The 21080-nt window shown below is 68.6% G+C and carries 20 protein-coding genes and 1 pseudogene; 10 read left to right on the top strand and 11 right to left on the bottom strand.

Features of this window, described 5'->3' with window-relative positions:
• The 5 genes from AC3IFE_RS33890 to AC3IFE_RS33870 form a co-directional block, all read right to left on the bottom strand.
• The coding region (locus AC3IFE_RS33890) for an AMP-binding protein (RefSeq protein ID WP_489194762.1) at positions 1–669 on the bottom strand (669 nt) is incomplete at its 3' end.
• Between the two features lie 249 nt (positions 670–918).
• A complete protein-coding gene (locus tag AC3IFE_RS33885; protein ID WP_489194760.1) occupies positions 919–2799 on the bottom strand; it encodes a sigma-70 family RNA polymerase sigma factor in 1881 nt (626 codons plus the stop codon).
• On the bottom strand, positions 2783–3097 hold the full coding sequence (locus AC3IFE_RS33880; protein WP_089470440.1) for a high-potential iron-sulfur protein: 315 nt from the start codon (positions 3095–3097) through the stop codon (positions 2783–2785). The genes AC3IFE_RS33885 and AC3IFE_RS33880 overlap by 17 nt, the downstream gene beginning before the upstream one ends.
• Positions 3098–3200: 103 nt before the next feature.
• On the bottom strand, positions 3201–4406 hold the full coding sequence (locus tag AC3IFE_RS33875) for a c-type cytochrome (RefSeq protein WP_489194758.1): 1206 nt from the start codon (positions 4404–4406) through the stop codon (positions 3201–3203).
• Between the two features lie 80 nt (positions 4407–4486).
• Positions 4487–6208 (bottom strand): methanol/ethanol family PQQ-dependent dehydrogenase, encoded by a 1722-nt coding sequence (locus AC3IFE_RS33870; RefSeq protein ID WP_489194756.1) that lies wholly within the window; start codon positions 6206–6208, stop codon positions 4487–4489.
• Positions 6209–6640: 432 nt separating this feature from the next.
• Between AC3IFE_RS33870 and AC3IFE_RS33865 the strand changes: the two genes are divergently transcribed.
• Entirely contained in the window at positions 6641–8971 is a 2331-nt protein-coding gene (locus AC3IFE_RS33865; RefSeq protein WP_489194754.1) for a TonB-dependent receptor, read from the top strand.
• Between the two features lie 54 nt (positions 8972–9025).
• Here AC3IFE_RS33865 and AC3IFE_RS33860 read toward each other — a convergent pair whose 3' ends face one another.
• A complete protein-coding gene (locus AC3IFE_RS33860) occupies positions 9026–10042 on the bottom strand; it encodes an alpha/beta fold hydrolase (protein ID WP_489194752.1) in 1017 nt (338 codons plus the stop codon).
• A gap of 311 nt (positions 10043–10353) precedes the next feature.
• Here AC3IFE_RS33860 and AC3IFE_RS33855 point away from each other — a divergent pair, with 311 nt between their 5' ends.
• The 7 genes and pseudogenes from AC3IFE_RS33855 to AC3IFE_RS33825 all read left to right on the top strand — a co-directional run.
• On the top strand, positions 10354–12393 hold the full coding sequence (locus tag AC3IFE_RS33855; protein ID WP_489194750.1) for a sigma-54-dependent Fis family transcriptional regulator: 2040 nt from the start codon (positions 10354–10356) through the stop codon (positions 12391–12393).
• Between the two features lie 312 nt (positions 12394–12705).
• Positions 12706–12780, top strand: a complete 75-nt coding sequence (gene pqqA / locus AC3IFE_RS33850) for a pyrroloquinoline quinone precursor peptide PqqA (RefSeq protein ID WP_006485436.1) — start codon at positions 12706–12708, stop codon at positions 12778–12780.
• Positions 12781–12841: 61 nt separating this feature from the next.
• A complete protein-coding gene (gene pqqB / locus AC3IFE_RS33845) occupies positions 12842–13765 on the top strand; it encodes a pyrroloquinoline quinone biosynthesis protein PqqB (RefSeq protein WP_089470434.1) in 924 nt (307 codons plus the stop codon).
• A gap of 2 nt (positions 13766–13767) precedes the next feature.
• On the top strand, positions 13768–14487 hold the full coding sequence (gene pqqC, locus AC3IFE_RS33840; RefSeq protein WP_489194747.1) for a pyrroloquinoline-quinone synthase PqqC: 720 nt from the start codon (positions 13768–13770) through the stop codon (positions 14485–14487).
• Complete coding sequence (gene pqqD, locus AC3IFE_RS33835; RefSeq protein ID WP_006480620.1) at positions 14484–14765, top strand: pyrroloquinoline quinone biosynthesis peptide chaperone PqqD; 282 nt, start codon at positions 14484–14486, stop codon at positions 14763–14765. Before pqqC ends, pqqD begins: the two co-directional genes overlap by 4 nt.
• Position 14766: 1 nt before the next feature.
• Positions 14767–15906, top strand: a complete 1140-nt coding sequence (gene pqqE, locus AC3IFE_RS33830) for a pyrroloquinoline quinone biosynthesis protein PqqE (RefSeq protein ID WP_489194744.1) — start codon at positions 14767–14769, stop codon at positions 15904–15906.
• 36 nt (positions 15907–15942) lie between these two features.
• Positions 15943–16143, top strand: a pseudogene (locus AC3IFE_RS33825) (TonB family protein); the annotation flags it as partial.
• Between the two features lie 18 nt (positions 16144–16161).
• Here AC3IFE_RS33825 and AC3IFE_RS33820 read toward each other — a convergent pair.
• The gene (locus AC3IFE_RS33820; protein WP_050012264.1) at positions 16162–16500 is read right to left on the bottom strand and encodes a helix-turn-helix domain-containing protein; all 339 of its coding nucleotides are present in this window, start codon (positions 16498–16500) and stop codon (positions 16162–16164) included.
• 78 nt (positions 16501–16578) lie between these two features.
• On the opposite strand from AC3IFE_RS33820, the gene AC3IFE_RS33815 reads away from it, so the two are divergent.
• Both AC3IFE_RS33815 and AC3IFE_RS33810 read left to right on the top strand, forming a co-directional pair.
• Complete coding sequence (locus tag AC3IFE_RS33815; RefSeq protein WP_489194742.1) at positions 16579–17478, top strand: hypothetical protein; 900 nt, start codon at positions 16579–16581, stop codon at positions 17476–17478.
• A gap of 207 nt (positions 17479–17685) precedes the next feature.
• On the top strand, positions 17686–17916 hold the full coding sequence (locus tag AC3IFE_RS33810; RefSeq protein ID WP_489194740.1) for a hypothetical protein: 231 nt from the start codon (positions 17686–17688) through the stop codon (positions 17914–17916).
• Between the two features lie 155 nt (positions 17917–18071).
• Here AC3IFE_RS33810 and AC3IFE_RS33805 read toward each other — a convergent pair whose 3' ends face one another.
• The 4 genes from AC3IFE_RS33805 to AC3IFE_RS33790 form a co-directional block, all read right to left on the bottom strand.
• On the bottom strand, positions 18072–18947 hold the full coding sequence (locus AC3IFE_RS33805) for an alpha/beta hydrolase (protein WP_179233542.1): 876 nt from the start codon (positions 18945–18947) through the stop codon (positions 18072–18074).
• A 103-nt stretch (positions 18948–19050) separates the two neighbouring features.
• Complete coding sequence (locus AC3IFE_RS33800; RefSeq protein WP_489194738.1) at positions 19051–19791, bottom strand: alpha/beta fold hydrolase; 741 nt, start codon at positions 19789–19791, stop codon at positions 19051–19053.
• On the bottom strand, positions 19788–20594 hold the full coding sequence (locus tag AC3IFE_RS33795; RefSeq protein WP_489194736.1) for a DinB family protein: 807 nt from the start codon (positions 20592–20594) through the stop codon (positions 19788–19790). Before AC3IFE_RS33795 ends, AC3IFE_RS33800 begins: the two co-directional genes overlap by 4 nt.
• A gap of 149 nt (positions 20595–20743) precedes the next feature.
• On the bottom strand, positions 20744–21080 hold a 337-nt coding region (locus tag AC3IFE_RS33790), incomplete at its 5' end, for a YciI family protein (RefSeq protein ID WP_489194734.1).

Here is a 21080-nt window from a genome sequence, read left to right as displayed (position 1 = left end):
CACGCTCTTGACCGCTTCGCAGCCGCCCAGCGCGATCGCCTCGTCGGCGATGCTCTTGAGCGGCAGCGTCTTGCCGCCGCGGGCCTGCTCGTCGGCGGTGATCAGCGCGACCGCGCCGACGTCGACGAGGCGCTCGTTCAGCGATTTCGCGGAGAAGCCGCCGAACACGACCGAGTGCGTCGCGCCGATGCGCGCGCAGGCCTGCATCGCGACGATGCCTTCGATCGACATCGGGATATAGATGACGACGCGATCGCCCTTGCCGATGCCGCGTTTCTTCAGCGCATTGGCGAAGCGCGACACGTGTGCGAGGAGGTCAGCGTAGGTCACGCGGGTGACGGTGCCGTCGTCGGCCTCGAAGATCACCGCGACGCGCTCGCCGTTGCCGGCTTCGACGTGGCGGTCGAGGCAGTTGTACGACGCGTTCAGCTCGCCGTCGTCGAACCACTTGTAGAACGGCGCGTTGCTCTCGTCGAGCACCTGGGTGAACGGCTTGCGCCACGTGAGGCCTTCGCGCGCGAGCCGCGCCCAGAAGCCTTCGTAATCCTGCTCGGCCTCGGCGACGAGCGCGCGATAGGCCGGCATGCCGGAAATGGTCGCCGTCTTCTCGAGCGCCGCGGGCGGCGCGAACTGACGGGTTTCGTGAAGAACCGATTCGATCTTGGACAAGCGTGTCTCCCTGCGTTCGTGTAATTCCTGACGGTGCTCATGAAAATGCAACATGCGTGCCAGTTGCGCGACCGGTGCATGCCTGCAGTGAAATCCGCGGCAGCCGGGCATAGGGCGCCCAATCCGATCGGCGCGGCTGCGTCGTGGTGGCGGGACGATGCCGTGCGGCGTTCAGAAATGCAGCAGATCGTGTTGCAGTCCTGAGCAGTCCGCGTCCGGGCCGGAAGATGGCCGGCCGGCACGGCCGCATCAGGCGAGCAGCGAGCGCAGCGCCGGTGCGTGCCTGAATTGCCGGATGCGTTCGAGCGCCGATACCTCGAGCTGACGAACGCGTTCGGCCGACAGGTTCAGTTGCCGGCCGATCTCGCGCAGCGAATACTCGTTGTCGACGTCGATCCCGTATCGCAGGCGAAGAATCCACGCTTCGCGGGCGGGGAGGCAATCGATCAGCGCCGTGACCGCGGTGCGCAACTGGCCGGCGCTCGCGGCTTCTTCCGGCGTCGGTGCGTCGGCGTCGATCGTGACGTCGCACAGCGTGAGGTCGTGATCGGGCGAAACCGGCAGGTCGGCCGAGATCGGTTCGCGCACGATGCCCATCAGCTCGCGCACCTTGTCGACCGGCAGCCGCATCTGCGCCGAAAGCGCCCGCGCGTCGGCGACGTCGCCGGTTCGTTGCCGATGGATGCGCGCGAGCCGCGACAGCTTGTTGAGCGCATCGACCGTATGCGCGGGCACGCGTATCGTGCGGCCCAGGTCGGCGAGCGCATGGGTGATCGCCTGCCGGATCCACCACGTCGCATAGGTCGAGAATTTGAAGCCGCGCCGGTGATCGTAGCGATCGACGGCCTTCATCAGGCCGATATTGCCTTCCTGGATCAGGTCGGAGAACGGCAGGCCGCGATCGGCATAGCGTTTGGCGACCGACACGACGAGCCGAAGGTTGCTCTGGAACAGCTTGGTTCTCGCGGGTTGCATCGCCCGCTCGATACGCGCGCACCGTGCGTCGAGCGCGATCGCGATGTCGAGCGGCAACGGCGACTGAGCGGCGACGCGCGCGAGTGCGCTGCGCGCGTCGATCAGCGCCGGCGCATGGCGGGCGAGGGCGGCGGCGCAGTCGGGGTGCGCGACGCTGCATGCGTGCAGCCATGCGTATACGTCGTCGCACGGCGTGAAGAGGTCGTGGCGCGCGGAATCCGTACGGATGCCCGAGGCGGCCAGCGTGTCGACGAGCCGCTTTTCGAACGTGCGCGCCTGGGTCGCGCGCTCGCGGTTCGCCTGCCCGATGCGTTCGATTGCGCGCGACGTGAAGCGGACGGTGCCGGTCGACGCGGCCGCTTCGCGCAGCAGCGCCCGACAAGTGGCCGACGCGAAGCCGTCCGCGTGCAATGCATGCTGCATGGCCGGCGCCAGCGCACCGGCGCGCTCGAGCGCCTCGACCACCGTATCGCGCCACGCGGCGTCGTCGACGGAAGGGCCCGCCGTATCGTCCGGCGCCGGCGATTCCGTGGCCGGATCGTCGGGCAACACCGTCGTCGCGCCGGCAGGCGATTCGATATCGCCGGTCAGCCCCGTCACGTAAACCGACGCCGCCACCTTGCCGGCACGGATGTCGTCCGCGATCGCGGCGACGGCGGCGAGCGCCGCCGGGTCGCGGCTCAATGCGTCGATGCATGCGGCACGGCCGCTTTCCAGACGAAGCGCGAGCGCGATCTCCTCGTCGCGTTCGAGCAGCGGTGTCGCGCTCATTTCCCGCAGATAGAGCCGGACCGGATCGTTGGTCCGGCCCGCGAGCAAGTCGTCGGTCGCGAGCGGCGTCGACGCGTCGGCGAGCGGCGCTGCGACTTCCGACATCTGCGCAAAATGACGGTCGAGCGTCCACGCGGTGTGCTCGCCGGCATGCTCGCGTACGTCGATGCCGAACTCGCGCAGCATCGACGCGGCTGCGTCGACATCCGCGCGTTCGACCGTCTCGTCGGGCAACGCATCGGCGATTTCGCCGTGCGTCACGTATCCGCGGTCGATGCCCAGCGCGATCAGCGCATGCAGATGCACCGCACGTTCGGCATCCGCGCCGCGCCGCGACGCGTCGTCGCGCTCGCGGGCGGGCCCGGCATCAAGCGAGCTTGGCATAGACGTTGCACCAGCCTTCGGCGGCAACCGTCTTGCCCGCGAACATCGGGCACGTGCCGACGGATTCGCCCGCGGCAGCCTTGTAGAAGCGGCAGTTCGAACACGTTTGGCCGGCCTGATACTTCGGGAACTTGCCCGCGTCGACGGTCGTGGCCTTTGCGCGGTAGCCGAGCGTCTTCGCCGTCGCGTCGTTTTCGTCGACCGGCGGGGCGGCCGCGAATGCGCGCGTGCCGGCCGCGAGCGCGGCGCACAGGCCGGCGGCCTGCACGAAGAAGGTTCTGCGAGGGCGGGAGATCATGATGTCGTCCTGAATGAAATGAAACGAAAGGAAAAAGCGGGCCCCGCGCGCCGGGCAGGCTGCCCGGCGCGGCGGTCGACCGAAACGAATGCGGGCGGGAAAGTTACTTGCGCGGCCCGGCGATGAGCGGCGCCTTCGACGCGTTGGCGATCTCGGCGGTCAGCTTGCTCTGCGACGCGTCGTAGCCGTTCGAGTACAGCAGGAACGCCATCAGGTCCTCGTATTCCTGTGCGGTCATCTTGCCGGGTCGGTCGGCCGGCATGTTGCTCGACATGTACAGGAAGATGCCGCCGACCGTGATGTGCGACTTGCCCTCCGGCGCGAACGATTCCCCGCTCAGCGCGGGCGCGGTATTGCCCTCGAGCTGGTCGCCGTGGCATTTCGCGCATGCATCGCCGTAGAGCTTCTTGCCGTGTTGCACCTGCGCCTGGTCGAACGACGGGACGCCGCTGCCTTCGCTTGTCGAAACCTTGACGAAGCCGCTCTTCGCCGGCCGCTGCGCGGATGCGATCGCGCCGTCGAGAAACCGGCCGGGCACGTGCGTGGCGGCGGCTTGCGCGATGTCGTCGGGAAGCGTCCAGCCGCGCGTGAGCGACGCGAGACGGCCGTTGCCGCTCATCCGCGACAGCGTGGCGTCGATGCGCTTTTGCAGCGCGTCCTTGCCGGGCCCGAATGCGAACGACAGTTGCCAGTCGGAGTACGGCGAGGCAGTCGCCGCCACCTTGAACCGCTGTTTCGGATGGGCACGCTCGTAGGCGACGACGCTCGGATACCAGACGATCGCGCGTTGCGCGCGCCCCGCGGCGAGCGCGCCGATCGTTTTCTCGCTCGTGTTCTCGAGGTCGAAGCGCGCGTTCGTCTGCTGCGCGGCGATCAGTTGCGACGGGCTGCCGTACGTGGCAGCGATCGTTTCCTTGGCGCCGGACGGCGCTTGCGCATCGGGCAGCGACACGCTGACGTAGCCGGAGCGCAGATAGCCCTGCGAGAACGACATCTTCGATCCCGACGCATCGGCGATCGCCGAACGCGGGAAGCCGGCGATCACGTCGCAGTCGCGTTCGAGCGATTTCGTCAGCTCGCTGGCGGAGATGCCGTCGTCGTCGCCGTTGTCGTCGACGCCGCGTGCGTTGAAGGTCGCGGCGATGCCCGCGGTGCGGAACACTTCGCGCGCAACGGCGCGGTCGAGCGCGGTGGTCGGGCTGCCGGGCAGTGTGCAGACGCGCACGCCGGCCGACGCGGCTGCCGGTATCAGCGCCACGCCCACGGCGAGCAGACTGGCGACGGTAACGGAAGTGAGGCGAGTATTCATGGTGGTGTGTCCGGTTGAAGCGGGTGGGGCGTCGCGCCCGCATCGGGCGCATGCGGGCGCGACTCGGGCGTGGCGCCGGTTCAGTTCAGCGCGAACACGTAGAGCGTGCCGCCGCGCGGAACGTCCTTCGCGATGTCCGCCATCGGGCCGCCCCAGATCGGGTTCGCGCCGCCATAGCCGGCGAGCACGGCGACATACTCCTTGCCGTCGACCTCGTACACCGACGGCTGCGAAATGATGCCGCTCGCCAGTTGCGGGCTTTCCCACAGCACCTTGCCGGTCGCCGTGTCGAACGCGTACAGGTGGCCGTCGAGCGAGCCGCTGAACGCGAGGCCGCTCGCCGTGGTCGCGACGCCGCCGTTCCACGGCTTCTTCGACCAGTGGCTCCACAGCTTCTTGCCGGTGTTCACGTCGATGGCCGTCAGTTCGCCGTAGCCTTCGCTGCCCGGTTCGGGCTTGATCTCGAAGCCTTCGCCGAGATACGGCAGCCCTTCCATGTAGCTGACCGACTTGCCGGTCAGGCTCATGCACGCATGCAGCGCGGGCACGACCGCGATGTTGCGTTCCTGGTCGTACGAGATCGACCACCAGTTCTTGCCGCCGAGGAAGCTCGGGCACGTTTCGATCGTCGTGCCGGCCTTCGGGAACTTCGATGCGTCCTGGATCGGCTTGCCGTCTTCCGTGTAGCCGGTGACCGACAATGCCTTCACGAACGGCGTCGCGTAGATCAGCTTGCCGGTCGTGCGGTCGATCGCATGGAAGAAGCCGTTGCGGTCCGCGTGAATGATCGCGTCGTAGTCCTTGCCCTTGTACTTGATGTCCGCGAGGACGGCCGCGTTCACGCCGTCGTAGTCCCACGTGTCGTTGTTCGTGTACTGGTAGTGCCACTTCAGGTTGCCGCTCTTCGCATCGAGCGCGAGCAGCGAGTCGGAATACAGGTTGTCGCCGGGGCGCAGCGCCGCGAGCCACGGGCCGGGGTTGCCGACGCCCCAGTACAGCGTGCGCGACGCGGCGTCGTACGTGCCGGTGAGCCACGCGGCGCCGCCGCCGTGGCTTTGCATGCCGTCGGGCCAGGTTTCCGCGCCCTTTTCGCCGGCGGCCGGGATCGTGTAGCGTTTCCAGACCTGCGAGCCGTCCTCCGGATTCAGCGCGGCGATGTAGCCGCGAATCCCGTATTCACCGCCGGACGTGCCGACGACGATCGCGCCGTCGATCGCGAGCGGCGCGAGCGAGAACGCGTAGCCGAGGCCCGGCTCGAACATCTGCTTCTTCCACACGAGATTGCCGGTCTGCGCGTCGAGCGCCGCGACTTCGCCGCTCAGCATCGCGATGTAGACGTTCTTGCCGTACAGCGCGACGCCGCGGTTGACCACGTCGCAACACGCGGTCTTGAACGAGGCCGCGCCGAGCTTCGGCTCGTATTTCCACAGCTGCTTGCCGGTCTTTGCATCGAATGCGTAGACGTTGTCCTTCGGCGTCGTCACGAACAGGTAGTTGCCGTTGACGATCGGCGTCGCCTCGAAGCCCTGCTTCAGGTCGGCGGGGAACTTGTACGCCCACACCTGCTTGAGATCCTTCGCGTTCGACGTGTCGATCTGCTTGAGCGGCGAATGCGAGCGGCCGTCGTAGGTGCGGTAGTAGGTCAGCCAGCCCGGATCGCCGTGCGCATCGGTCAGGCGCTGGTAGGTCACGGCCGGGTAGTCCGCGGCCGCTTCGACGAGGCCGGGGTTCAGCGCGACGGCGGCTGCCACCGCGATGCCGATCGTCGCCAGCCGGCTCGCTGAAGCCGAGAGTTTCTTCATGGTTGTCTCCTGAGTCATTGTGGTCGCACCGCCGCGACCGATTCGTCGCGCCGGCACGGTTGGGGTTCCGGGCCGAGTGCACTGCCCGTCACGCAAGTCGCATGCCATCGCGGCGGGAAGCCGGTATGACGCGGCACACCGCCGCATCGCGTGCGATGGGCCGATCGGCGGCGCGCGCCGTGGCGTGCACGCAGGTGTTGCATTCAGGTACACCGTCGCGCGCGAAGTGTTGCCAAACATGACAGGTGGCGCAGTCCGCTGAACAGCGGGCCGTCGGTTGCCCGCATGCCTTCACAAAGCGAGGTGCGGCGCAGCGCGCACCGCTTGCGCTCGCGGCGCTGGCACGGTTCTCGCACACGGGCTTCGCGACAACAATCAGCGCCGCGCGGTGCATCGCACGGGCCGGCGGAATACAAGTGCGGAGACAACGGAATGATCAGGAGACCAAAGGCAGCCGCACGCGACGGCACGACGCGGGGCGGCCGGCGTGCGCGATGCATCGGTACGACCGTCGGCGCGCTGGCGCTGTTCGGCCTGCCAGCCGGCGGCGTGCGCGCGCAGCAGCCGGCCGACGGCGGCACGATTGCGCCGCCCGAGCCGGCCATCGTGCTGCCCGCGGTCGTCGTCGTCGGCACGACGCCACTGCTCGGGATCGGCACGCCGTTGTCGGAGGTGCCGGCGAACGTGCAGACGGTGCGTGCGGCGGAACTCGACGCGCAGCACCGCGCGACGCTCGCGGATTTCTTCGCGGCGAACCTGCAGAGCGTGACGATCTCGGACGCGCAGGGCAACCCGTACCAGACGGACGTCAACTATCGCGGCTTCACCGCGTCGCCGCTGCTCGGCACGCCGCAGGGGTTGTCGGTGTTCGTCGACGGCGTGCGCGTGAACGAGCCGTTCGGCGACGTCGTGAACTGGGACATCCTGCCCACGCAGGCGATCGACCGCGTGCAGCTGATTCCGGGCTCCAACCCGGTGTACGGGCTCAACACGCTCGGCGGTGCGCTCGCGGTCACGACGAAGAACGGCAGGTCGAGCCCGGGCGGCGAAGCGGAGGTGTCGGGCGGTGCGTGGGGCCGCAAGACCGCGAGCATCGAACAGGGCGGCACGATCGGCCCGAACCTCGACTACTACGCGACCGCGAACGTCGCGAACGACGGCGGCTGGGCCGACCATAACGCGAGCCGCGTGCGGCAGGCGTTCGGCAAGCTGCGCTACACCGATGCGGACACGACGCTGTCGATCGCCGCAGGCGGCGCGGACAACACGCTGTCCGGCACCCAGACGATTCCGCGCTCGTTCCTCGACAACCCGAAGCAGGCGTATACGTATCCGGACCGGAACCGCAACAGCGCCGGCTACCTGACGCTGTCGGGCGAGCGCTTTTTCGGCGAGAACGTCGAGTTGAGCGGCAATGCGTACTACCGGCACCTGCGCAACGCCAACACGAGCAGCAACAACAATACGGATTACGGATCGGTGGACGACGACGGCACGGTCGACACGGTGCAGGGCAGCAACGCGCAATCGACGATCGTCACCGACAGCTACGGCGGCAGCGTGCAGCTCACGCTGCTCGGCAAGCTCGGCGGGATGGCGAACCGGCTGGTCGCGGGCGTCTCGGCCGATGTCGCGAACTCGAGCTACGTTGCATCATCGCAGGACGCATCGTTCACCGATGCGCGCGCGGCGATCGGCATCGGCGATTTCGTCCGGCAGACCAGCGCGAAGACGCGCAACGCGAATGTCGGCGTGTACCTGAGCGATGCGCTGTCGCTGACGCCGCACTGGACGCTGACACTGTCAGGCCGCTACGACTGGTCGAAAGCGCGGATCGGCGACGAGAGCGGCGTGCAGCCGCTGCTCGACGGCACCCATGTGTTCTCGCGCTTCAATCCCGCGGTCGGGCTCAACTGGAACCCGGTCCCGGGTTTCACCGCGTATGCGGCCTACAACGAAGGCATGCGTTCGCCGACCGCGATCGAGCTCGCGTGCGCGGACCCGGCCGCGCCGTGTTCGCTGCCGAACGACTTCATCGCCGACCCGGCGCTCAAGCCCGTGATCTCGAAGACGTTCGAAGCCGGCGTGCGCGGCCGCATCGGCGCCGCGACGACCTGGAGCGCCGCGGCCTACCGCACGACGCTGACCGACGACATCCAGTTCATCAGCAGCCCGGCCAGTGCGCAGGGCTACTTCCGCAACGTCGGCGAGACGCGGCGGCAGGGGATCGAGCTTGCCGGCCGCACGCGGTTCGGCCCGCTCGGTGTCGGGCTGTCGTACAGCTACGTCGATGCGACCTACCGATCGTCGTGGATCGAACACAGCCCGGCGAATTCAGCGGCCGACGCGAACGGCAACGTGACGGTCAAGCCGGGCGACCGCATCCCCGGCATTCCCGCGCATACGGTGAAGCTGCGGCTCGACTATGCGGCGACGCCCGCATGGGACATCGGCGCGAACGTCGTGTGGCGCAGCGGCGTGTATGCGCGTGGCGACGAGAACAACGGCGACGTGAACGGCAGGATCGCGGGCTACATGCTGGTCGATCTGGACATGCGTTACCGGATCACGAAGCGGTTCGAGGTGTTCGCGAGCGTGACGAACCTGTTCGACACGCGCTACGCGAGCTTCGGCGCGCTCGGCCAGAATTTCTTCAACGGGCCGAACCATACGTTCGACGGCGCCAATCCGGTGAACGAGCAGTTCGTCGGGCCGGGCGCGCCGCGCGGTGCGTGGGTCGGCGTGCGCTATGCGTGGGATTGAGCGTGATGCGGCCGCGTGTGCGGTCCCGTCCCGACACGACCGGGCGCGGGGCCGTCACGTGAACGGCACCGTCGCGAACATCGCATTCACCGCGCGGGCGACGCTGCGCGCCAATGCCGGGTCGCTTGCCAGATGCCCGGCCTTCACGCGTTCGATTTTCGCGTCGGGCACGGCGCGCGCGAGGCGCTCGACGTTGCCGACCGGACAAACGGGATCGTGCATCCCGTGCGCGGCGAACAGTGGCACGTGGGCCTGTGCCGCCCGTCGCGCGAGCGCGAGCACGCGGCGCTCGCCGAGCCAGCAATCGTGTTGCAGGTAGTGCGCCTGGATCCGGTATTTGTCGATCAGCCGGCCGACGGTCTTCTCGGACCGGATCGCGCGCATGGGCGCGCGGCGTGCGCGTGCCGACGCGAGGATCGCGTTTTCATACGCGTGCCACGCGAGCGCGATTGCGCGCTGCCGGGCCGTGCTCGCGCCGGGGCGCAGCCCGACAGCGCAACGCGTCAGCAGCCGATCCGGCCGACCGCCGCCTGCCGCCGCATGCAGGTGCCGCCATTCGCGCGGTGCACGCGTGCGGGACGTCACGAAGAGGCCGCGGACTTCGCGCGGCGACGTCAGGAACAGGCCGCGCAATACGACGCCCGTTACCCGCTCCGGATGCGTGCCCGCATACGCGAGCGCGAGCGCGGCGCCCCACGATCCGCCGACGACGCCCCAGCGTGCAATGCCGAGCTGTTCGCGCACCGCTTCGAGATCCGCGATCAGCTGCGCGGTGTCGTTGTGACGCGTGCCGCCGCGCGGTGTCGACGCGCCCGCGCCGCGCTGGTCGACGAGCACGACGCGCACGCGGGCGAGATCGAACAACCGCAGGATGCCGGCCTGGCTGCCGCTGCCGGGACCGCCGTGCAGCACGACGACCGGATGGCCTTGCGCGGCGCCGGCCACGGCGAACGCGATCGATTGCGCGTCGCGATGCAGGCGCCGGCGAACGGGCGCGGGCGGCGACGCCGGTGGGCCGGGCAAGCCCCGCATGGCGAGCGGCGGCGTGGATCGAATCGGGCGATGCGTCATGTCGACAGGGTTCGGGCGGAATCGGAAGGCAACCGTCATGCGGCCGGGCAGGCCGGACAGGTTCTGCGATAAAGCCAGAAACGCGCCAGCCGCGAGGATCCGGATTCGCACGGGTAGTCACGCGTCGCGAATTCGCGGTATCACGAAGGCCTGCCCGTCGCGCGACGCGGCACGGCACGCCCGGCCGCGCCCGGACGATTCATTACATTGTCCTTTCAACTTTATTGCGCCTCGCCGGCGTGGCCCGATGCTTGCTTGCAATGACGGCAAAGAGTCCGGCAGTTGACCGGAAGGATCCCCCGGAGGAGACAATGCGCGATGACGTAGAGCAGGCGGCCGGGTCACGGGCCGCGCATCCCGCTGGCTGGCCCGCGCCGTCGATCCAGAAGGCCCACGAGCGCTCGGAGACGTTCGGCCTGCAGGTATCGGCACGACCCGACTACGACGTGCTGTCGAACGCGGCGCTGGTGCTCAAGCGCGAGCAGAGCCGGGTGCTGTGCGTGCACGCGATGCCGGTGATGGAGACGCTGCACGAGCAGATCGTCAACACGCAGAGCATGATCGTGCTGACCGATGCGGAAGGGCTGATCCTGCATTCGATCGGCGACGACGATTTCCTGCGCCGCGCGGAGAAGGTCGCGCTGCGTCCGGGCGCGAACTGGGCGGAGAACCGGCAGGGCACCAACGCGATCGGCACGGCGCTGGCCGAGCTGTGCCCGATGGTCGTCCACGGCGACCAGCACTTCCTGGCCGCGAACCGCTTCCTGACCTGTTCGAGCGTGCCGATCCTCGATCCGTACGGCGACGCGATCGGCGTGCTCGACGTGACGGGCGACCACCGCAGCTATCACCAGCACACGATGGCGCTCGCGAAGATGTCGGTGCAGATGATCGAGAATCACCTGTTTACGACGACCTTTCAGGAAACGCTGCAGGTGTCGTTCCATGGCCGCCCCGAGTTCCTCGGCACGCTGATGGAGGGGATCGTCGCGTTCACCGCCGACGGGCGCTTCCTGTCGGCCAATCGCAGCGCGCAGTTCCAGCTCGGCATGCCGCTCGCCGCGCTGCGCGCGCACACGCTGTCGTCGCTGTTCGACGTCACCAGCGCGCAGCTGATCGACCGCATGCGCGCGAGCACCGACCGGCACCTGATGCTCAATCTCGGCAACGGCGCGGTGGTCTGCGCGCGCGTGCACTTCCGCCGCGCGACGCTCGCCGAAGGCAGCCGGCCGACGGACGTTCACGACGCCGGCGCGCCGGCCGCGCGCCCGAACGCGGTGCCCGCGCCGGCGACGGGCACGTCGGCGGGCCTGTCGCGGCTCAACTATCTCGACACCGGCGATGCGCAGGTCGCGTGCGTGATCGCGAAGGTGCGCAAGGTGATCGGCAAGGACATCCCGATCCTGATCACCGGCGAGACCGGCACCGGCAAGGAACTGCTCGCGCAGGCGATCCACAACGACTCGCCGCGCCGCGACGCGCCGTTCGTCGCGGTCAACTGCGCGTCGATTCCGGAGACGCTGATCGAGTCCGAGCTGTTCGGCTACGAGGAGGGCGCGTTCACCGGCGCGCGTCGCAAGGGGGCGATCGGCAAGCTGTTGCAGGCGAACGGCGGCACGCTGTTTCTCGACGAGATCGGCGACATGCCGTATCCGCTGCAGGTGCGGCTGCTGCGCGTGCTGCAGGAGCGCCTCGTGAACCCGCTCGGGTCGACCAAGACGATCGCGGTGGACATCGCGATCATCTGCGCGACGCACCGCGACTTGCGCGAGATGATCGCGCAGAACCGTTTCCGCGAGGATCTCTACTACCGGCTGAACGGCCTCGTGGTGCGCCTGCCGCCGTTGCGCGACCGCACGGATCTCGCGGTCGTCGTGCAGAAGATGCTGCAACGCGAGGCGTTCGCGGGGCCGGGCCGCCCGCCCTTGTCCGTCGCGCCGGACGTGATGGAGCTGTTCGTGCGCTGCACGTGGCCCGGCAATTTCCGCCAGCTCGGCAACCTGCTGCGCACCGCGGCGGCCATGGTCGACGACGATGGCGAGATCCGGCGCGAGCATCTGCCCGACGACTTCTTCGACGACCTGCGGCGCGCAGACGTGCAGGACGTGCACGCGGGCCAGGCCGCGCCCAATCTGCCGGCCGCGGCGAGCGCCGGGCCCGCCGTCATGGACGCGGTGCTGCCCGCCGACGCGCGCCTGCAGGACGTCGCCGCGTCCGCGATCGCCGCCGCGCTGGCGCGTCACGGCGGCAACGTGTCCGCGGCGGCGCGTGCGCTCGGCGTCTCGCGCAACACCATCTACCGGAAGATGCCGGCCGCCGACGCCGGGCGTCAACCGTCCGACGAAAGCTGACGCGCCCGCCTTGCTGCGCGCGACCTGTCACAGCCGGTGTGTCAACTTGCAACACCGGTGTTCAACGATTCAACACCTGTGACCACTCGCGGACATCGTTCCGCCGGGGCGGCGGAGCGCATTCGCACGAATCGCGTCGGCTATTTGTAAGGATTGCACCGCGATGCCCGGACGAGAGCCATCTGCCGCTGCCGGGCCGCCGAAATGCGGCTTCGGCACGCTCCTTGCTGAATAGAAGCCGACCGCTCGATTGCCGCGGTCGTTCGACTCACCCAGCAACGCATCCATCATCAACTCGACAGGAGACACACCATGCAGTGGACGACACCGTCTTACACCGACCTGCGCTTCGGCTTCGAAATCACGATGTACATCGCCAACCGCTGATCGCCGTGCGTGCCGCCCGTTTCGCCGTGATCGGCGCGGGCGGCCTCGGGAGCTGACGCCCATGAAGATCAAGATACTCGGCTCGGGAGCCGGCGGCGGGCTGCCGCAATGGAACTGCAATTGCGCGAACTGCCGCCGCGCGCGCAGCGGAAGCGGCCACGTGCTGCCGCGCACGCAGTCGTCGATCGCGGTCAGCGACGACGGCGTCGACTGGGTCCTCGTCAACGCGTCGCCCGACATCCTTTCCCAGTTGCGCGCGGATCCGGATCTGCAACCGGCGCGCGCGATTCGCGACAGCGGCATCGCGGCCGTCGTGCTGTGCGACGCGCAGATCGATCACGTGACGGGCCTGCTGATGCTGCGCGAGCGCTCGACGCCGCTGCCGCTCTACGCGAGCGCGCCGGTGCTCGACGACCTGTCGACCGGCTTGCCGCTCGTGCCGCTGCTCGGCCATTACTGCGGCGTCGCCGCCCACACGATCGTGCCTGGCGAGCCGTTCGCGGTGCCGGCGGCGAGCGGAATCCGTTTTACCGCGCTCGCCGTCGACAGCAAGCCGCCGCCTTATTCGCCGCGACGCGCGTCGGCCGCGCCCGGCGACAACATCGCGCTGTCGATCGAAGACGTCGCGAGCGGGCGGCGCGCGTTCTATGCGCCGGGGCTCGCGTCGGTCACCGACGACGTGCGCGCGGCCATGGATGGCGCCGATCTCGTGCTGGTGGACGGCACGTTCTGGACCGGCACCGAGATGATCGATCTCGGCCTGTCGGGCAAGCACGCGGCCGACATGGGGCATCTCGCGCAGTGCGCGGAACCCGGGCGGCCCGGCATGATCGACTGGCTCGACACGCTGCCCGCGCGAACGCGCAAGGTGCTCACGCACATCAACAACACGAACCCGATTCTCGATCCGCATTCCGTCGAGCACGCGCAACTGCGCGCGCACGGCATCGACGTCGCGCACGACGGCATGCAATTCCAGGTCTGACGATGAACGCACCGATCCCCGCTACGGCGTTGCACGCGACGCCCTGGACCGCGACCGAATTCGAGGCGCGCCTGCGTGCGCTCGAGTCGCGCTATCACATCCATCATCCGTTCAACCGGCGGCTCAACAGCGGCGCCTGTTCGCCCACGCAGATCCGCGGCTGGGTCGCGAATCGCTTCTATTACCAGATCTGCATCCCGCTCAAGGATGCGGCGATCCTGTCGAACTGCCCCGATCGCGAGACGCGGCGCCGCTGGATCCAGCGGCTGATCGACCACGACGGGCAGGGCGACAACGAAGGCGGCATCGAGGCGTGGGTGCGGCTCGGCGAGGCATGCGGTCTGACGCGCGACGAGCTGTGGTCGCTCGAGCACGTGCTGCCCGGCGTGCGCTTCGCGGTCGATGCATACGTGAACTTCGCGCGGCGCGCGCCGTGGCAGGAAGCCGTGTGCTCGTCGCTGACCGAGATGTTCGCGCCGCAGATCCATCTCGACCGGCTCGCGGGCTGGCCGTCGCATTACCCGTGGATTGAGCCGGCAGGGCTCCATTACTTCCGCAGCCGCGTGCCGCTCGCGCAGCGCGACGTCGAACACGGGCTCGCGGTCACGCTGCAGCATTTCACGACACCGGACGCGCAGCAGCGCGCGCTCGGCATTCTGCAATTCAAGCTCGACATCCTGTGGTCGATGCTCGACGCCGTCGAAAAGGCCTACTCCGTATGAACGCGATCGAAGCCGCCAGCGGCGTGCCGCTGCGCCCCTGCCTCAGGGGCATGTACCGCCTGCAATGGGAGGCGGCCCAGGATGCGTACGTGCTCCTCTATCCGGAGGGCATGGTCAAGCTCAACCCGAGCGCCGGCGAGATTCTCGCGCGCTGCGACGGCACGCGCGAACTGGACGACATCATCGGCGAGCTCGAACGCCTGTTCATGCAATCGGATCTCGCGACCGACGTCTACCGTTTCCTCGATCATGCGCGACTGCGCGGCTGGCTGGACTGACATGACGCCCGACACGCCCCGTCCGTCCGCGCCGCTGTGGCTGCTCGCGGAACTCACGTATCGCTGCCCGCTGCACTGCGCGTTCTGCTACAACCCGGTCGACTTCGCGACGCACGGCGCGGAACTCGACACCGACGCGTGGCGCTCGGTCATCACCGATGCGCGCGCGCTCGGCGCCGCGCAGATCGGCTTCTCGGGCGGAGAGCCGCTGCAGCGCGGCGACCTCGAGACGCTCGTCGCGCATGCGCGCGGGCTCGGCTTCTATACGAACCTGATCACGTCGGGCATCGGGCTGAACGTCGCGCGCATCGAGCGGCTCAAGGCCGCCGGGCTCGACCACATCCAGTTGTCGCTGCAGGATTCGACGCGCGAGCTGAACGATTTCCTGACCAGCACGCGCACGTTCGAACTGAAGCGCGACGTTGCACGGCTGATCAAGGCGCACGGCTACCCGATGGTGCTCAACTGCGTGCTGCATCGCTACAATCTGCCGCACGTCGGGCAGATCATCGAGATGGCGCTCGATCTCGGCGCCGATTACCTGGAGCTGGCGAACACGCAGTACTACGGCTGGGCGATGCTCAATCGCGACCAGTTGATGCCGACCGTCGAGCAGGTGCGCGAGGCCGAGAAAACGGTCAACCGCTATCGCAAGCTGATCGGCGAGCGCTGCAAGATCCTGTTCGTCGTGCCCGACTATTTCGAGCGCCGCCCGAAGGCGTGCATGAACGGCTGGGGCTCGGTGTTCCTCGGCGTCGCACCGGACGGCACCGCGCTGCCGTGCCATGCCGCGCGCTCGCTGCCGGGGCTCGCGCTGCCGAACGTGCGCGACCGGTCGCTGCGGGAAATCTGGTACGACAGCGATGCGTTCAACGCGTTTCGCGGCGACGACTGGATGCGCGAGCCGTGTCGCACGTGCGACGAACGGCATGCGGATCACGGCGGTTGCCGATGTCAGGCCTACCTGCTGGCCGGCGATCCGAAGGAGGCCGATCCGGTGTGCGCGAAGTCCGCCCATCACGGGCAGGTCGAACAGGCCGTGCAGTTCGCGCGACGGCGCGCGCCGAACGATGAACAGCCGCTGGTTTTCCGCAGCAAGGAGAATTCGCTCGCGCAATGCGGCGCGGCGTGCGACGCTTGACGGGCGCGCCGCCAGGGCGACGGCACGGGCGAGCACGGCACCGCACGCGTCGAACTGGAGACCGATGCGGCCGGCCAGGCGGTCGCCGCGCGTGTCGTGACCGGCGGCGGCTATCCGCGCCTCGATGCCGCGGCGCGCGACGCGGTGCTGGCGAGCTGCTGCGCTGCGCATGGGGAAAACGGCGCGCCGTCGCCGACGCGGGCGCGCGTGCCGATCACGTTCAATCTCGATGAATGACCGGGTACGTCGCCGCGACTACCCGTCATCCGCCTTCGCCTGCAAACCCTTCAGCCCCTGAATGACGACCAGCAGCGCGCGCCCGTGCTCGTCCGAGCCGTCCCACGCGTCGACGATCGCGTCGCGCAGCAGGTCGTTGTACCGGCGGCGCGACGGCTCCGTATCGACACCATAGAAACTGCATAGCTTGTTGAATGGCGCGCTGCGGCGCAGCCGGCGCCCGTTCGACAGCCGAAGGCGCGACACGGTGGGCTGGCTGACCCCGGAAAGTCGCGCGATTTCGCTGGACGAGCGTGTATCTGCCATCAAGCGGCGCAACAGATCTTGAACGGGAAAATCCTGGTCCGGGGCTTCCATGCGATGCATTATACCTATACAGTTACGGCTGTTGAATGGGCTTGCTGTCAGCAGCGAGGCTGTATCCCGAGAAAGTTGATGACACTGAAACACCTCCCTCCCACGTTCTGCTGGACCAAGATCGGCGCCGAGTCCGGCGAGGAACTGCCGACCGTCGTGCTCCGCAAGGAATGGGAGCGCCGGCTCGGCGGCGGGCGTTTTCTGTGGGGCATCAACCAGCCGCTCGGCAGCAGCGCGCAAGTCGCCGCGCATCGCACGGGCTCGCTGCTCGCGCTGTTCTCGCCGGTCGCGTCGCGTCCGCGCGCGGGCGAGCGCAAGGACGCGCTGTTGTGGAACGCGTGGGTCGACGCCAGCGGGCAGGTGCGGCCGTTGCCGCCGCATACGTTCATCGCCAGCCGCTCGAGGCTGCCGTCGGGCCGGCGTCGCGAGCAGCACTACGCGCTCGTGTGCGCATCGTCCACCGCGCTGACGGTCGGCACGCAGTTGCGCGTGTTTCCCGACCATCTTCGCAGCGTGAGCACGGGCAGGCCGCTGGGCGCCGCCCAGGGCGCGGCCGTGGTCGACTGCATCGGGCGTGCGAAGGAGCAGACGGGCAAGAGCTATCCGCTCGCGCTGTCGGTCGAGCTCGAGGCGCCGTATTTCGTGCGGCTCGCGCAGCCGTGCGTGCTGAAGGCGCGCGATCTCGCGGAAGTGAACAAGGCCACGCGCGCGGGCGATTTCGATCGCTTCGTCGAGCTGGTCGCGCGCTTGCGCGGCCGTTCGCCGACGGACGCCGTGCGCGGTGTCACGCGCGATCTGTTCGACGTGCCGCCGCTCGAAACGGCGGCCGCGTACGTGGCGCCCACGCACGTCGCGCGCATGCGCAACCGGCCGGCGGCCGAGCATCCGCGCGATCTCACCGGCGATCTGTTCGACCTGTCGCCGGGCGAGGCAGCCGCGTTCGCGGGGCTCGCGCATCCGCGCATCGGGCGCGCGTGACGCTGGGCGCGAAGCCGTTCGCGCAAGAATTTGTTGCAATCTCGCCGTAGCGGATCGGCGAGTGCGGAGGGACAATCGGCACGAAGCGCGCGGCGCGGCGGCCGATGCGTCGACACGCGACGGGTCGTGGTTCACGCCGCCGACATGCGCACCACGCACACTGAGCGTCGGCGTGCTTCACACTGCAATCCCGAGGGAGGAGTGTCGATGTCGACCCACATCTGTTCGCCGGAAGCACAGGCCGCGCAACGCTTCGTCGAAGCGACGCGCAACGTCGATCAGGCGTTTCGCGCGGTACGCGGCGAAGGCGACGACGACGGCTCGTCGGCCGAATACGCACGCGCGATGTCGCGTCTCGATCGCGCGCTCGACGAGCTGGCGCGTGCGCAGGAATTTTTCGATCGCGTCGTCGGCGCGGACACCACGCACGGCAACTGACGGTTTCGTCGTTTCTCTTTTTCGCGCGTCGGGCGACGCGCGTTCATCTTTTGGCCGAGCCGCTGCCCGGCCGCTCTTTCATCCCGTTTCGATTGTCGACGCGAGGCCTTGCAGCCTTCGACCGGATCGCCGCTGCAAAAAGGGCCGACCGTGCATCAGCCCGCGCGCGTCATCCCCGGCGCAGGCGGCGCGGCACGGTACGCGTAGCCGCGATGCTGGAACGACGTCGCGAAGAACCGCATCTGGTAGCGGATCGCATTCGCCCAGTAATCCCACGTATGGCCGCCCGGCCGCTCCGCATAGTCGTGCGGCACGCCGAGCGCGACGAGCCGTTCGTGCAGCGTGCGGTTCGAGTCGACGAATGCGTCGTCGCGGCCGCAATCGATCGTCAGGTCGAGATGCGCGCGCACGAACGCCCGCGCGTTTTCGACGATCACGTTGCGGTTCCAGAACGACGGATGGCGATCGGGATCGCCGAATACGTGGGTGATCCCCGGCTCGTCCGTGCAGCAGCGCGGATCGACCGCGCCGCTGATGCTGCCGACCGCGCCGAACGTGTCGGGCCGGTCGAGCGCGATGCGCAGCGCGCCGAAGCCGCCCATGCTGAGCCCGGTGATCGCGCGCGCATGCTGGGCCGCGATCGTACGGAAATGCAGGTCGACATAGGACACGACTTCATCGCCGACGAAGGTTTCGTAGCGGCTGCCCGAATCGAACGGGCTGTCGATGTACCAGCTTTCATGTCCGCCGTCGGGCATCACGAGGATCACGCGATAGCGGTCGGCCAGCGCGGCGATGTGCGTGTTCGAGGTCCAGTCGGTATGGTCGCCGCCCGAGCCGTGCAGCAGATAGACGACGGGGTAGCGCTCGCCGTGGTTGTCGCGCGCGTAATCGTCGGGCAGCACGATGGTGGCCTTCAGCGTTTCGCTCATCGCGGCGCTCGGAATCGCGACGACCCGCGCATGAAATGCGAACGCAGGGCTCGTGACGGCGAGCAGCAGTAGCAGCCAGAAAGTACGTGCCAGGTTCATCGATCCTTGCATGTGTCGTTCCAGTCCGGGGCAGGGAAAACCCTGTTCCGACGACTTTAGCAATCGCGCCTTTCAACCATATTTCGGCGAACCCTACGGGTTGTCAGGCGGACGGCTCGCACACGATGCGCGCGACGGCGGCGTGAAACGCATCGGGCCGCTCGGTCGCGATCAGGTGCCCGCAGCCGGCGATCGTGTCGAAACCGGCGCAGCGGGCGAGCGCGAAGGCCGGCACGTGCCAGCCCGCGCGTGAGCGTTCGCCGGCGATCAACCAGACGGGATGGCGCTCGAACACCTGCGCGAGCGCCGGCAGGTAGCCCGCATCGCCGGTCGTCTCGACCACCGAGCGGCCCATCGCGCGCAGCGTCGATGCCGGCTGATGCGCGAGCCAGCGGCGTGCGTCGTCGAGCTGGCCCGGCGTCGGGTGGTCGATCGCGCCGCGCAGCCAGTCGAGCGGCGCCGCGCGCAGGCCGTCGAGCATCGCATCGGCTTCGTCGCGCGTCATGCGGCCGACCGATGCCGACCAGAACGCATCGTCGAGCGTGAAGTTGCCTTCGATGTTGACGATGCGCCGCACGCGTTCGGGGTGCGCCTGAGCGAACAGCATCGCGATCGCGCCGCCGACCGAATGGCCGACCACGTCGACCGGTTGCTCGCCGAAGTGCGTATCGACGGTTTGCCGCACATGTTCGACCTGCGCGGCAAGCGAGATCGCATCGGGCGGCGTGGCGCGATGCGCGCCGTAGCCGAGCAGGTCGGGGCGCAGATGCGGGCCGTTCCATCCGCGCACGTCGAACGTGCCGATGAAACCGTGAATGAAGACGACGGGTGTGGTCGCGATCATGCGACCGCCGCTGAAGGCAGGGGCGGCAATTCGAGTTCGGCGAGCAGTTCGTCGAGTTCGAGCAGGTGGGTGCGATCATGGTCGAGCAGTTCGCGCACGAGGTCGTCGAGCGACATGCGGCGGATGCCGTCGCGCAGCCCGCAGCGCGCGAGTTGCGCCGGCTCCAGCGCGGCCGCGGTGGCGCACAGCGCGGCGCGGCCGCTGCCGAATGCCGCGACGGCGAGATCGAGCGGCTGGGCGAGATAGTCGCGTTGCGCGGCGAGCGCGGTGCCGTCGACGGATTCGATCACGGGAAGCTCGGCCGTGCGCACGGCGTCGATACGCGCGGCGAACACCGCATCGAGATCGCGCAGGTGGCACGCATGTTCGACGAGCGAGAAGCCGGTGCCGGCCGGGCGGCGCGTGGCCAGCGCGGCCGGGACGTGCGCGGCGTAAGCGGCGAGCCGCGCGGGCATGCGCGCCAGCGCGGCGACGACGTCGGCGAACGGCAGCCGGTGCGGAAATGCACTGAACACCGCGCCATAGCTGAACAGCGTACCGCCGAGCCGACCGCGCGCCTGCACGACTTCGTGGCCGCGGCGGCGCATGACGTCGGCGACCATCGCGCCGCAAAACTGGCGGGCCGTCGTGTCGGTTTCGACTTCGAGGAATGTGCGCGCGATTTCATCCTGGATCGCGCCAACCGCCGCGACGCCGACGCGCGACAGTGCGGCGAACTCGAGATAGCGCTCGGGCTGTTCGATCAGCGCTTCGAGCTGGGCGCCGAGCGGGGTCGAGCGGAAACGGTCGAAACGGGAATGCATGACGGGCTCCACCGAGTAACGTTTCAAAACGATACGTTATTGGGTGGAGCCTCGTCAACCGGCGCGTTGGGGCGCGCGCCAAGCCTGCTCGCGCCGGCCGCCTCGCGGTCAGGATGCCCGAGTCGGGCCGACCGCCGGAGGCGGGGCGCTTACGGCTTCCGCAGCCCGGGCGTGAAGGCGGGACTGAAATCCTCGGCCTCGAGCAGCGGGCGAATCTCGATGTCGGAGTCGCCGGGCATCGGGTTTGGGCAGCGCTTCACCCATTCGACGGCTTCTTCGATCGATTTCACCCGCCACAGCCAGTAGCCGGCGACGAGTTCCTTCGTTTCGGCGAACGGGCCGTCGATGACGGTGCGGCTCTGGCCGGAAAAGTGCACGCGCTTTCCGCGGCTGCTTGGGTGCAACCCGTCGGCCGCGAGCAGGATGCCGGCTTTCACAAGTGCCTGGTTGAACTGGCCCATCGCGGCCAGCATGTCGGTGTCGGGC

This window comes from Burkholderia sp. APQ4-4ca, from assembly GCF_057837105.1.
The sequence above is the reverse complement of the archived record's forward strand: the minus strand, read 5'-3'. Positions and strand labels throughout refer to the sequence as shown.